Annotated in this window: 9 protein-coding genes; 2 read left to right on the forward strand and 7 right to left on the reverse strand. The window is 66.4% G+C overall.

What is annotated here, in order from left to right; all coding sequences use genetic code 11:
• Positions 1-135 precede the first annotated feature (135 nt).
• The 4 genes from VGK32_02095 to VGK32_02110 form a co-directional block, all read right to left on the reverse strand.
• The gene (locus VGK32_02095; GenBank protein HEY3380525.1) at positions 136-945 is read right to left on the reverse strand and encodes an SDR family oxidoreductase; all 810 of its coding nucleotides are present in this window, start codon (positions 943-945) and stop codon (positions 136-138) included.
• 13 nt (positions 946-958) lie between these two features.
• On the reverse strand, positions 959-2,977 hold the full coding sequence (locus VGK32_02100; protein HEY3380526.1) for an oligopeptide transporter, OPT family: 2,019 nt from the start codon (positions 2,975-2,977) through the stop codon (positions 959-961).
• A gap of 91 nt (positions 2,978-3,068) precedes the next feature.
• Entirely contained in the window at positions 3,069-3,275 is a 207-nt protein-coding gene (locus tag VGK32_02105; GenBank protein HEY3380527.1) for a hypothetical protein, read from the reverse strand.
• A 58-nt stretch (positions 3,276-3,333) separates the two neighbouring features.
• The gene (locus VGK32_02110) at positions 3,334-4,998 is read right to left on the reverse strand and encodes a sodium:solute symporter family protein (GenBank protein ID HEY3380528.1); all 1,665 of its coding nucleotides are present in this window, start codon (positions 4,996-4,998) and stop codon (positions 3,334-3,336) included.
• Between the two features lie 185 nt (positions 4,999-5,183).
• Between VGK32_02110 and pepT the strand changes: the two genes are divergently transcribed.
• Both pepT and VGK32_02120 read left to right on the forward strand, forming a co-directional pair.
• Positions 5,184-6,440, forward strand: coding sequence for a peptidase T (gene pepT, locus VGK32_02115; GenBank protein HEY3380529.1), 1,257 nt, complete (start codon positions 5,184-5,186; stop codon positions 6,438-6,440).
• Positions 6,437-7,504 carry a pyridoxal phosphate-dependent aminotransferase gene (locus tag VGK32_02120; protein ID HEY3380530.1) on the forward strand — a complete coding sequence of 356 codons (1,068 nt, stop codon included), beginning with the start codon at positions 6,437-6,439 and terminating at the stop codon, positions 7,502-7,504. Before pepT ends, VGK32_02120 begins: the two co-directional genes overlap by 4 nt.
• A 7-nt stretch (positions 7,505-7,511) precedes the next feature.
• On the opposite strand, the gene VGK32_02125 is transcribed toward VGK32_02120, so the two are convergent.
• The 3 genes from VGK32_02125 to VGK32_02135 are packed head-to-tail and all read right to left on the reverse strand — an operon-like array spanning position 7,512 to position 12,933.
• On the reverse strand, positions 7,512-8,225 hold the full coding sequence (locus VGK32_02125; protein HEY3380531.1) for a response regulator transcription factor: 714 nt from the start codon (positions 8,223-8,225) through the stop codon (positions 7,512-7,514).
• Positions 8,222-11,485, reverse strand: a complete 3,264-nt coding sequence (locus tag VGK32_02130) for a CusA/CzcA family heavy metal efflux RND transporter (GenBank protein HEY3380532.1) — start codon at positions 11,483-11,485, stop codon at positions 8,222-8,224. Before VGK32_02130 ends, VGK32_02125 begins: the two co-directional genes overlap by 4 nt.
• A gap of 17 nt (positions 11,486-11,502) precedes the next feature.
• Entirely contained in the window at positions 11,503-12,933 is a 1,431-nt protein-coding gene (locus VGK32_02135) for an efflux RND transporter periplasmic adaptor subunit (GenBank protein ID HEY3380533.1), read from the reverse strand.
• Positions 12,934-13,117: the final 184 nt, after the last annotated feature.

Here is a 13,117-nt window from a genome sequence, read left to right on the forward strand (position 1 = left end):
GTGCTGGCTGTCGGGCGAGTCGGAGAGGGGGCGAATGGCCCAAGGATAGGGATGCGCGCGCCGTGCGTCAAGCACAGCAGGAGCGAATTGATACCGACTTCGGATCCCGTTTATGACAGCGGCGGGTGCGAGAGGCTAGACGCGTCGGAACTTGCGGGCGACGCGTGCCAGCACGCGGTTCAGCAGCCATTCGGGAGTGTAGCGGGCCAACTGCACGAGCGCGCGGTTTCGAAAGCCGTTCACATGGACGATGTCCCCGCGCATGACCGCGTCGAAGGCCTGCCGAGCCACCGTGTCGGCATCCATCCACATCCAGGGCGGCAACTGTTTCACCTGCGGCCGCATGCCGTTGACGTCGTGGAATTCGCTGTACGTGAAGCCCGGGCAGAGCGCGGTGACATGGATGTCGTACGGGAGGAGTTCGAGCGCGAGCGACTGCGAGAACTTGACGACGAGCGCCTTCACCGCACCGTAGAGCGTGTGGCCGGCGGATCCGGGCACGAGGCCCGCGACCGACCCCACGTTGATGATCCACCCGCGCCGGCGCGACACCATTCCTGGCGCGAACCGATGACACAACTCGGCCAGCGCCGTGACCATCACCTGGATGAACTGGCGGTGGGCGTCCCAGCTCGAATGGAGGAATCCACCCGGCAACCCGTAGCCGGCGTTGTTGACGAGCGCGTCAACCGTCAGGCCGTGGTGCTCGACCTCGGCCGCGATGTGGGCGGGGGCGTCCGGGTCGGCAAGGTCGGCCGCGATCACGTGCACCGCCCGCCCATACCGCGTTCGCAGTTCCTGCGCGAGCGCCTCGAGGCGATCCGCGCGTCGAGCCGTCAGGATCAGATCGAACCCATTGGCCGCGAACACGCGGGCCAGTGCCGCCCCGATGCCGGCCGATGCCCCGGTGATGAGGGCTGTCCGTGCCGAACGTGAGTCAGCCATACGCGCCCAGACCCTACCTCTCCTTCGTTGACACGAACCAGAGGTAGGCGCAGACTGCCGAGAAGAGGACGAGCGACACGGTTTGCGACACGGGCTCGCTGTCGAAGAACGGCGTCTTGATCAGGTCCTCCGAATACCACGAGAACATCCGCAGTCCGGCGCCGATCATCCCCCCGAGGGCACCGCCCGCCATGAAGCCCGAGGCGATGATGACGCCGCGCTCGCGGATCGAACGTCCGGGCTCGCCGCCGACCCTGTCCGACCTCTTGTCCACGAAGTGGGCGATTACACCGCCGACGAGCGCCGGCAGGTTCAGCTCGAGCGGCAGGTACATCCCCAGCGCGAACGTCAGCGCGGGCACCTTCAGCATCTCCATGATGACCGCGATCATCCCGCCGACGCCGAACAGCAGGTAGGCCACGGGCTGCTGGCTCATGAAGCCCTGCACGAGCGCCTTCATGATCGACGCCTGCGGCGAGGGCAGCACGGTCCTCATGTCGCCCGGCACCGCATCGCCGAACTGGAACGCCTTCGCGAGGATGACGATGGCGATCCCCGCGGCCAGCGACGAGGCGATGACCCCGAGGAACTTCACGCGCTCCTGCGCCGCGGGTGTCGAACCGAGCCAGTAGCCGGTCTTCAGATCCGTAATCGTCTGGCCGGAGACCGACAGCGCCGTGCAGACCATCCCGGCGATGGCCATCACGAAGAACATCCCCGTCGTGCCCGAGAGCCCGAACTTCAGCAGCACGATCGACGAGATGATGATCGTCAGCATCGTCATGCCGGAGACCGGGTTGCGCGCGGTGGTGGCGATCGCGTTCGCGGCGACCGATGCGAAGAAGAACGAGAAGACGAGCGTCATCACCAGGCCAACGATCAACACCGTCGGCCCCGACGACAGTTGCGCGAAGAAGATGCCGATGGCGATCGTGGCGAGCGCGACACCGAGGAGGATGGCGACGATCGGCACGTCTCGATCCGTCCGCTCGAACGCGCTGGAACCTTCGCCGCGGCGGAACGCCTTGAAGGCAATCGAGAAGGAGCCGACGACGACCCGCAGCGACTTGGCGATCCCGAAGATGCCGGCCGTGGCGATGGCGCCGACGCCGATGAAGCGCACGTAGCCACGGAAGATCTGGTTCGCGTCCATTTGCGCGATCGGCAGCGTGCCCGGGTAGACGGAGTCGATCGTCAGGTGGCTGCCGATCATCCAGATCAGCGGCACGAGCACGAAGTTCGACAGGACGCCTCCGGCGACGAGGATCATCGACGAACGGAGCCCCATCACGTAGCCGAGGCCCAGGATGAACACCTGCGCGTCGAAGCGGGTGAACATCCGCGCCTTGTCACTGAGGCCCTTGATGGTGGACAGGAACTGCAGGTCCACGTACTCCTTCCACACCTGGAAGGTGGTGAGGAAGAAGTCGTAGACGCCGGCAATGCCCGTGGCGATCAGCAGCAGCTTGGCCTGCGAACCGCCCTTCTCGCCGGTGACGATGACCTCGGTGATCGCCGTGGCCTCCGGATACGGCAACTGGCCGTGCATCTCCTGCACGAAGTAGCGGCGGAGCGGAATGAGGAAGAGGACGCCGAGACAGCCGCCCGCCACGCAGATGAGCACCGTCTGCACCGGGTGTGGGTCGAGCTTCAGGATGTAGAGCGCCGGCAGGGTGAAGGCGGCCCCCGCCACGACGGCGCCCGATGTGCCGCCGATCCCCGTCAGGATCACGTTCTCGAGGATCGTCGAACGGCGGCGGTAGACGCGTGCGAGGCCGATCGCGAGGATCGAAATCGGTATCGACGCTTCCATGACCTGCCCGACCTTCAGGCCCGAGTAGGCGGATGCCAGCGTGAAGATGACGCACAGGAACAGGCCCCAGAGCACCGCCCGCCCCGTCGCCTCGGGCATCGCCGCACGGGCCGGGACGATCGGCTCGTACCGCCCGCCTGGCGCGAGGGGCTTGTACGCGTTGTCGGGAAGCCGGGAGGTATCGAAGCCGGATGCATCCGCAGCGTCTGTCGTGCGCATGGGACCTCGCAGGAGACGGGGAATCGGGACGAGTTTCGAGAAAGTCCACCCGGATGGAAGTCGCGGTCCGGAACAGCAGGAACGCCGCCTGCTATCCCGCCGTCTTCCGCGCCGACAGCCACGCGGTGCCGAGCATGAAGCCCGCGAACACGATCAGCACCATCCCCCACCAGAGGTTGACGTTGATGCCGAGCGAGGCTTGGTAGATTGCCGGATCGCTGACGACACCGTAGCCAACCAGCAGAATGCCGAGCAGGCCGAACAGCAGACCGATCGGAACGCGAAGATCGAGGGACATCGGGACGACCTCACAGGCTGTCGGCGCCGGGCCCTTGGCTCTGGGCCCTCGGGCGCGGTTACCAGAAATACAGGTTCAACGCGATCGACAGCACCAGCACGATGGCGCCGAGGACGAGCGGACGACGGTACCAGGCCAGCCCTGCGTTCGTCTGCTTCGGGGTGAGCGAGTAGACGAGGCCGACGAGGTCCTTTTCGTCACGCGGCGTCGTGAAGAGGCTGATGACCGTCGTCAGGAGGAAGCAGCTGGTCCACGCGACGATCGCGCCCCAGAAATTCTGTGCCATGTCGCTCGGGTAGACATGGAGCAGGCCGAGGCGCCCGCCCGCGACGCCGGTCAGCGCGTAGTGCACCGCCGCGGCGCCCGTTCCGCCCAGCAATCCAAAGAACGCGCCGTTCGGCGTCGTCCGCTTCCAGAACATGCCGAGGAGGAACGTGGCGAACAGCGGCGCATTGATGAACGAGAAGACGAGTTGGAGAAGATCCATGATGTTGTTGAACATCATGGCGACGTACGCCGTAGCAATGCTGGCGATGGTGCCGAAGATTGTCGCCATCCGCGCCATCCACAGGTAGTGCTCGTCCTTGGCCCCGGGTCGGATGTAGGTCTGGTAGATGTCGTACGTCCAGACCGTGTTGAACGCCGTCACGTTCCCGGCCATGCCGGACATGAAGCTGGCGAGCAGCGCCGCCAGGCCGAGGCCGAGCAGGCCTGACGGATAGAGCTTCTGGAGCAGCACCGGCAACGCGCGGTTGTAGTCGATCTTGCCGGCCGCGTCCATCAACCCTGCGTCTCCGACCAGGGCGAGGATCACCATCCCGGGCAGGATCACGAGGAACGGGAAGAACATCTTGGGGATCGCGGCGACGAGCGGCGTGCGCTGGGCGGCGTTCATCGACTTGGCCGCCATGGCGCGCTGGATGACCAGGAAGTCGGTGCACCAGTAGCCGAACGACAGGACGAAACCGAGCCCCATCGCCATCCCGAACCACTCGACGCCCATCGGGTTGGCTGCCGCGGTCCCGAGGTGTTGCCAGGAATGCGTGAGCACCCCGGGTTCGAAGCCGCGCGCGGTGGCCACCGTGGCCAGCTTCGCCTGAAGGCCCGGCCACCAGCCCACCGCCTTGAGGCCGAGCAGCGACAACGGCAGGAAGCCGAAGACGATGAGGAAGAACTGCAGGACCTCGTTGTAGATCGAGCTCGTGAGCCCGCCGAGGAAGGTATAGCCGAGGACGACGAACGCCGCGATGATGATGCTGTAGTTGATGTCCCAGCCGAGAAACTGCCGGAAGAGCAGTCCCATCGCATACATGCTGATCCCGGACGAGAAGATCGTCATCACCGCGAACGAGATCGCGTTGAAGCCGCGCGTCTTCTCGTCGAACCGCAGGCGCAGGTACTCGGGCACCGAGCGTGCGCGGCTGCCGTAGTAGAACGGCATCATGAAGACGCCCACGAAGACCATCGCCGGGATTGCCCCGACCCAGTAGAAGTGGCTCGTGAGGATGCCGTACTTCGCGCCGCTCGCCGCCATGCCGATGACTTCCTGGGCGCCAAGGTTGGCGGAGATGAACGCGAGACCGGTTATCCAGGTGGCCAGGCTGCGTCCCGAGAGCAGGAAGTCGAGGCTCGTGCGCATGAACCGCTTGAGCGCGACGCCGATGCCGAGGACGAACACGAAGTAGAGCGCGATGACCGCGTAGTCGATGGCGTGCAGCTGCATGCGGCGTCTCCAGGGGATGCCGTTCGGTTCAGCGCATTCTATACGCAGCCGGGGCGCGGTGTTGCAATCATCCGTGCAGGGTGGCCATACTGGTGCCCGCACAGAGTGGGATGGGCGTCTCGCCCGTCCGGAGTCGAGTGGGATGGGCGTCTCGCCCGTCCGGAGTCCTTTCGAGGAGGACCGTCATGCCCGCACGAGAGTCCCTGCTCGATCGCTTCTGCCGGTACGTCCGCGTCGACACGCAGTCGAGCGATACCTCAGCATCGTATCCATCGACCGAGAAACAGAAGGACCTGTTGCGCGTGCTGGTGGATGACCTGAAGGCCGCCGGCCTGGCCGATGCCGCCATGGACGAGTTCGGCTACGTGATGGCCACGCTGCCGTCGAATGTCCCCGCGGGACACGCCGCGTACGGCAAGGTGCCGACGATCGGCCTTCTCGCCCACGTGGACACGTATCACGAGGTGTCGGGCACCGGCGTGAAGCCGCAGGTCCACCGCGACTACGACGGCGGCGATATCGTTCTTCCGGGCGATCCCGCGGTGGTGATCCGGGCCGCCGACGAGCCCGCCCTCGTAGCCTGCAAGGGAATGACCATCGTCACGGCCGATGGCACGACGCTCCTTGGAGCCGACGACAAGGCCGGCGTCTCGGAGATCCTCGAGGTGCTGTGGCGGCTCCAGGAGGACCCCGCCCGGATCCACGGAACCATCCGGGTGGCCTTCACGCCAGACGAGGAAGTGGGACGGGGCACCGAGCACTTCGATGCGAAGAGATTCGGTGCGACCTACGCCTACACTGTCGATGGATCGGGCGTCGGCGAGATCGAGAGCGAGACCTTCTGCGCCGACTCGGCCAGCGTCGTCGTGCAGGGCGCCGACGTCCACCCCGGCTACGCGAAGGGGAAGATGATCAACGCCGTGCGCGTGCTGGCGGACATCATCACCATGCTGCCGCAGCATCGCACCCCTGAGACGACCGAGAAGCGCGAAGGCTATCTGCACCCGACCACCATCAGCGGCAACGTGTCGGAGGCGAAGGCACAGTTCATCGTGCGCGACTTCACCGAGGACGGCCTGCACGAACTCGAGGGCATGCTGAAGGCGGCCGCGGCGTGGGCCGAGCGGAAGCACGCTGGCGCGAAGGTCGCGGTCGAGGTCAAGGAATCGTACCGAAACATGAAGTACGTGCTCGACCAGCACCCACACGTGATGGCGCATGCCGAGGAGGCGATCCGCCGGGCCGGCCTCGAGGTGAAACGGTCGTCCATTCGCGGCGGCACCGACGGCGCGCGGCTCACGTTCATGGGCATCCCGACGCCGAACCTCTTCGACGGAAGCATGAACTTCCACGGCAAGAAGGAATGGGTGCCGCTCGAGTGGATGGACAAGGCCGTCGAGACGATTCTGCACCTGACGGATGTCTGGGTGGAACGATCATGACCTCTCTCGCACCGTACATGCAGTGGGCGAAGCAGCACGAGCGGGCCCGCCTCAGCCTGTCGGGGAGCAATCTCCTCCACTGCGAACTCTCGGACCTGCCGGGCGCCCATCAGGCACTCGAGCTGCACGGCGACAACGACAACGGCTACCGTCCGCTGATCGAGGCGATTGCCGCGCGCTACGGCGTGACCCCGGAGATGATCGCCACCGCGCAGGGGACGTCGGGAGCGAACTTCCTGGTGTTCGCCGCGCTGTTGCGGTCCGGAGACGAGGTGCTCGTCGAGCGGCCCGGCTACGATCCGCTCTTCGGACCGGCCGCGCTGATCGGCGCGCGTGTGACACGGTTCGACCGCCGCTTCGAGGACGCCTATCGCCTGAATCCAGACGCCGTGCGCGCGGCCATCACGCCGAAGACGCGGCTCGTCGTCGTCACCAACACGCACAATCCGACCGGTGCGCTGGCTGACGAGGCGGATCTCGACGAGGTTGGACGGATCGCGGAGGACCACGGAGCACGCGTGCTCGTGGATGAAGTCTATCTGGACTCCGTGCCGGGCGCCCGCACACCGGCCGCGGCGCGTGCGCCCGTGTTCATCACCACGAACAGCCTGACGAAGAGCTACGGCTTGGCGGGCTTGCGGTGCGGCTGGGCGATCGCGGCGCCCGACGTCGCCGAACGCGTGCGGCGTGCGCGCGACATCGTCGACGGCACGGGAGCGTTCCCGGCGGAGCGGCTGTCTGTGCTCGCGTTCGAGCACCTCGATCGGCTGAAGGCGAGGGCGCGATTGATTCTCGACGCGAACGGGGCGGCCGTCCGGAGCTTCCTGGCCGCGCACCCGGAACTCGAATGCGTCCTTCCACTGGGCGGCACGGTTGTCTTCCCCCGTATCCGCGGTGTGAAGGACGCGGATCCGTTCGTCGATCGGCTGAAGCGCGAGTACGAAGTGGACCTCGTGCCCGGCCGGTTCTTCCAGGCGCCGGCCCACTTCCGTCTCGGCTTCGGTGGCCGCGCCGAGGTGCTCGCCGAGGCGCTGCCACGTCTCGGGGCGGCGCTGGGATCCTGACCCTCGGTCAGCTCTCGGCCCGCCCGTTCGCCGGCACCCGGTCCACCAGGCCGCGGTGGACCGCGTAGAGCGCAAGCTCGAGCCGGCTCGAGACGCCCACCTTGTCGAAGATGTGCGACAAGTGGTTCTTCACCGTCTGTTCGCTCACGCCGAAGCGCTGGCTCACGTCGCGGTTCGTGCCGCCGTCGACGACGGCGGCGATGATTTCGAGTTCGCGGCGCGTGAGCAGCTCAGCGGGCGTCGCATCGGTCCGATCCGCGCTCCGTCGGTCGGCGGGCCTCGTGGTCGGCTGCGGCGGCGTGACCACGTCCGGGACGCCGTCGCCCGCCATCCAGAACTCGCCGCCCGTCACCGCGCGGATGCACCGGAACAGCAGGTTCGTTGCCGATGCCTTCAGGAAGACGCCGCGCACGCCCCAGCGCAGCGCCTCGATCGTCTCGGCGCGATCGATCGACGCGGTCAACACGACGACCCGGACGTCCGCCCGCCGCGCATGCAACTCCTTCAGCGCGAGAAGGCCGCCACCCGGCATGTTCAAATCGAGCAGCAGCACGTCGGGCCGCAAGGCGTCGACCTGCCGTAGCGTCTCGTGAGCGTCCGCGGCTTCTCCGACGACGCTCAGGCCCGGCTCAGACTGCAGCAGCCGGCGCAGGCCGCCGCGGAAGATGGGGTGATCGTCGGCAATCAGGATTCGGATGGGGTCCGATCCCGTGAGCGTCATGAGAGCGGCCTCCGTTGTTCGGTCAGCCCCCGCCATCGCCACGCCTGGTACACCACGGGGTACACGACCAGTTCCAGGATGAACGACGTGAAGATGCCGCCAATCATCGGCGCCGCGATCCGCTTCATGACATCCGAACCGGTCCCGGTGGCCCACATGATGGGCACCAGTCCGAGAAACGTCGTCGCGACCGTCATGAACTTCGGCCTGATCCGCTTGACGGCGCCCTCGATGATTGCGGCGCGCAGGTCGTCGGGGGTGCGCAGGCGCCCCTCGCGCTCGGCCCGCTGGTAGGCCAGGTCGAGGTAGAGCAGCATGAACACGCCCGTTTCGGCATCGACACCGAGCAGGGCGATCAGGCCGACCCAGACACCCACGCTCATGTTGTAGCCGAGCAGGTAGAGGAACCAGACCGCGCCGATTGCGGAGAACGGCACTGCAAGCGCCACGATGAGCGTCTTCGCGAGCGATCGGGTGTTCAGGTAGAGCAGGATGAACACGAGGAACAACGTGATCGGGACGACGATCGTCAGCCGTTCGCGCACGCGCTGCATCGCCTCGTACTGACCGCTCCAGAAGAAGGCGTACCCGGGCGGCAGTTTCAGCCCGGCCCGCAGCACACGGTCCGCGTCCTCGACGTAGCTGCCAGGATCGCGGCCCGCGAGGTCCACGTACACGTAGCCAGTGAGCAGGCCGTCCTCGTTGCGGATCATCGACGGCCCCGTCACGATCTTCACCGAGGCCAGCTGCGCCAGCGGGATCTGGCGGTCCTTGTCGGCCGTTGGCACGAGGACCCGCCCGATGGCGCCGATGTCCGCGCGGAAATCCTGCAGGTACCGCACACTCACCGGATACCGCTCTCTCCCTTCGATCGTCGTCGTCACCGTTTCGCCGCCGATCGCGCTCTGCACGGTGGCCTGCGCCTGATCCACGCTCAAGCCGTATCGAGCGAGCTGGTTGCGGTCCCACACCACGTCGAGGAAGAACCCGTCCCCCGTGCGCTCCGCGAACACGCTCCGCGTCCCCTGGACGTGGGCGAGCATGGCCTCGATCCGGGTGCCGATCTCACCGATGATCTTCGTGTCCACCCCGGAGATCTTCAGCCCAATCGGTGTCCGCACGCCGGTGGTGAGCATGTCGATTCGCCCCTTGACGGGCATCGTCCACGAGTTGGAGAGGCCAGGGAGCTTGAGCGCGTCGTTCAGCTGGGCGACGAGTTGTTCCTGCGAGATCCGATCGGACGTGAGCGGGCGCAGGATCGGTTTCAGCCACTCGGGCGCCCAGGCGGAGTACCAGGTGTCCACCCGACGCCATTGCGATCTCGGCTTCAGGGTGATGATCGTCTCGAGCATCGACAACGGCGCGGGGTCGGTCGAAGTCTCCGCGCGCCCGGCCTTGCCCAGCACCCGATCGACTTCCGGGAACGACGCAATGATCCGGTCGGTCACCTGCAGCAGCTTCTGCGCCTCGGTGATCGAGATGCCCGGCATCGTCGAGGGCATGTAGAGGAGCGAACCCTCGTCGAGCGGCGGCATGAACTCCGAGCCCAGCCTCGCGAACGCCGGGATGGTGAGGAGGATCAGCACCACCGCGCCGCCGATGACCGTCCATTTCTTCCGTAGCGCCCAGGCCACCACCGGTTCGTAGGTGCGGATCAGGAAGCGGCTGACCGGATGTCCTTCTTCCTGGTGGATCTTGCCGACGAGCACGGCGTTGACCACCCGCGAGAGCCACGCGGGCCGCACCGCCAGCGGACCCGTCCGCATGAACAGCAGGCGGAGCGCCGGATCGAGCGTGATCGCCAGCACCGCGGCGACGATCATCGACAGGTTCTTCGTGTAGGCCAGCGGCTTGAAGAGCCGTCCCTCCTGCCCTTCGAGCGTGAGCACCGGCAGGAAGGACACCGCGATCACGAGCAGCGCGAAGAACGATGGCCCGCCGACCTCCTTGACCGCCGTGATGACGACGTCGCGGGCGTCGCCGTGCTGGCCGTTTCGCTGCCACTCCTCCAACTTCTTGTGCGTCTGCTCGACCACGACGATGGCGGCATCGACCAGCGCGCCGATGGCTATGGCGATCCCGCCGAGCGACATGATGTTGGCGGTGACGCCGAGCATGCGGAACGGGATGAAGGAGATCAGCACCGCCAGCGGAATGGTGACGATGGGGATCATCGCGCTCGGAAGGTGCCGGAGGAACAGCAGGATGACGAGCGCGACGGTGACCACGACCTCGAGCAACGTCGATTTCAGGGTGTCAATCGACCGCTTGATCAGATCCGAGCGGTCGTAGATCGGGACGAGCTTCAGGCCGGACGGCATGCCCGGCTCGATCTGCCTGATCTTCGACTTCACGCGGTCGATGACTTCCAGGGCATTCTCGCCCTGCCGCATGATGACGATGCCGGACACCACCTCGCCGCCGCCGTCGAGATCCGACACGCCGCGCCTCAGATCCGGGCCGAGCACCACCTGGCCGATGTCGCGGATGCGGATCGGCGTTCCGCCACCGCTCGCGGAGACGACCGTCTCTTCGAGATCCCCGAGCGACTTCGCGTAGCCGCGGCCGCGGACCATGTATTCAGTTCCACCGAACTCGAGCAGCCGCCCGCCAACCTCGCTGTTGCTGCCGCGCACCGCTTCGACGACGGCGGTCATGGGGAGGCCATACGCACGCAGGCGATTGGGATCGACGTTCACCTGGTACGCACGGCCGAATCCGCCGATTGGCGCCACCTCGGCGACCCCGGACACCGCCTTGAGATACGGACGGAGATACCAGTCCTGGTACGACCGGATCTCGGCGAGACTGTGCTTGCCGCTCGTGTCGACGAGCGCGTACTGGAAGACCCAGCCGAGCCCGGTGGCATCCGGGCCGAGTTGCGTTCTCACGCCTTGGGGCAGCGTCGGGGTGACGCTCGACAGGTACTCGAGCGTCCGCGACCGCGCCCAGTACAGATCGGTGCCATCCTCGAACACGACGTAGACGTAGGAGTAGCCGAAGTCGGAGAAGCCGCGGACGGCCTTGACCTTCGGCGCGCCAAGCATCGCCGAAACGATCGGATACGTGACCTGGTCCTCGACGACATCGGGGCTCTGGTCCCAGCGCGAGAAGATGATGACCTGCGTGTCGCTCAGGTCGGGAATGGCGTCGAGCGGCGCGTGGCGGATCGACCACACGCCCAGCAGCGCCGCCGCGAGGACGAGCGCGAAGACGATGACCTTGTTGTCAACGGAGAAATCGATGATCTTGTTGATCATGCGAACGGAATCCGGGATCAGAGATCAGGAGTCGCGAACTTCGCCGGTTCCTTCCCGAACTTCTCCCGGCAGTCATCCGAGCAGAAGTAGTAGGTGTGCCCCCTGTGCGTGACGGTCCGTCCGGCCGCCTTCGCCCTGGCCTCGTCGACATCCATGTTGCACACCGGGTCGCGCACCGGGGACGAGATGCCCATCGCTGCGGCCTTCATGCGGCTCTCCGAGTCGAGCAGGAACGTGCTGGACAGGACGATCCGTTCGCCGACCGACAGCCCCTTGACGATCTCCACCTGATCGTCGAATCGCGCGCCGGTGTGGACGGGGCGCGGCTCGAAGTAGCCGCCGCCACGGTCGACGAAGACAGTCTTCCGGAGGCCCGAATCGACGACCGCGTCGGACGGGACGGTGATCGCCGCGGGCAGCGACACGGGGATCTCCGCGTCCACGAACATGCCGGGCCGGAGCGCATAGTCGGCGTTGTTCGCCTCGAGGCGGATCTTCATGGTGCGCGACTCGGGGTCGAACTGCGTCAGCGCCTGCCCGACACGCGCCTCGATCGGGCGCGTCTGGCCGAATGGCGGCGAGAAGCTGACGCGCATGCCCGGCTTGAGCACGCGACTCTCCTGCTCGAAGAGGTCGACCAGGATCCAGACCCTCCCGAGGTCGGCAATGCGATACAGCTCGGTTCCCTTGGCAACGAGCTGACGCGGAGAGACGTTGCGGTCGACGATGTACCCGGACACCGGCGACCGCACTTCGATCTCGGGGGTTGCCTTCCGCGTCCTGGCCAGCGTGGCAATCTGGTACTCGCTCATCCCGATGTTGGCCAGCGCGTCGTACGCGTTCTGCAGCGTGGTCTTCGCGGCTTCGAGCTGGTCGGGCGCGCCCTTTCCCTTCGTGAGCCGCTCCATCGAATCGAGTTCGGAGAAGTAGACCTGCGCCGCACCCACCGGCCTGACGCGGCCCCGGCCGTCGTACTCGCCGCTCGTGATCGACAGGAGGAGGTCATCCTTGCGCACGAGGCTGCCGCTCGCCAGCGTCGTCACTTGCCGCACAACGCCCTCGGTCGGTGCCATGAGCCGATAGAGCCGGCTCTCGTCCACCGAGACGCGGCCCACCGTGCGAATCGTGCGCTCGATCGGCTTCGACTCGACGGCGCCGACCCGCACGCCGATCAGCTGGCGCTTCTCATTGGAGACCTTGACCGCGCCGGCCACGATTGGCTGGCCGGCCTCGTCGGCGTAGACCGGCTCGAGCTGCATGCCGCAGTCGGGGGCGATGCCGGGCTGATCCGACTTGTAGGAGGGATGCATCGGGTCGATCCAGTACAGGATCTTCCGGCTGTTTTGAACCTGCCCCCGGCCGGACGTCACCCACGTGATCCACGAGCCGGCGACAAACGCCACCACGACGAGCCCGACAATCAACAAGGCGGAACGAAGTGTCTTCATAGAGAACGATTGCCGCCAAGGCAGGCCCGACCCCGCCTCCGGTCCTCTGCCGGATTCCAGCTGAAGCTCTCCGCAGACTCTGCAAGTCCTGAACCAAGCTCGGCCGCGTTTGCCCGCCGGCCAGTCTGAGCCGCTAAGTCCTCACGGCACGAATACGTTGCCGCATTTGTCCACCGATGGACTT

This window comes from Vicinamibacterales bacterium (assembly GCA_036504215.1).
In the GTDB taxonomy this organism is placed as follows: domain Bacteria; phylum Acidobacteriota; class Vicinamibacteria; order Vicinamibacterales; family Fen-181; genus FEN-299.

What these genes read in the sequence shown, in the direction of transcription:
- pepT (HEY3380529.1), top strand. Translation starts at nt 5,184, where the DNA reads ATGCCCGCACGAGAGTCCCTGCTCGATCGCTTCTGCCGGTACGTCCGC.
- VGK32_02110 (HEY3380528.1), bottom strand. Translation starts at nt 4,998, where the DNA reads ATGCAGCTGCACGCCATCGACTACGCGGTCATCGCGCTCTACTTCGTG.
- VGK32_02120 (HEY3380530.1), top strand. Translation starts at nt 6,437, where the DNA reads ATGACCTCTCTCGCACCGTACATGCAGTGGGCGAAGCAGCACGAGCGG.
- VGK32_02125 (HEY3380531.1), bottom strand. Translation starts at nt 8,225, where the DNA reads ATGACGCTCACGGGATCGGACCCCATCCGAATCCTGATTGCCGACGAT.
- VGK32_02100 (HEY3380526.1), bottom strand. Translation starts at nt 2,977, where the DNA reads ATGCGCACGACAGACGCTGCGGATGCATCCGGCTTCGATACCTCCCGG.
- VGK32_02135 (HEY3380533.1), bottom strand. Translation starts at nt 12,933, where the DNA reads ATGAAGACACTTCGTTCCGCCTTGTTGATTGTCGGGCTCGTCGTGGTG.
- VGK32_02130 (HEY3380532.1), bottom strand. Translation starts at nt 11,485, where the DNA reads ATGATCAACAAGATCATCGATTTCTCCGTTGACAACAAGGTCATCGTC.
- VGK32_02095 (HEY3380525.1), bottom strand. Translation starts at nt 945, where the DNA reads ATGGCTGACTCACGTTCGGCACGGACAGCCCTCATCACCGGGGCATCG.
- VGK32_02105 (HEY3380527.1), bottom strand. Translation starts at nt 3,275, where the DNA reads ATGTCCCTCGATCTTCGCGTTCCGATCGGTCTGCTGTTCGGCCTGCTC.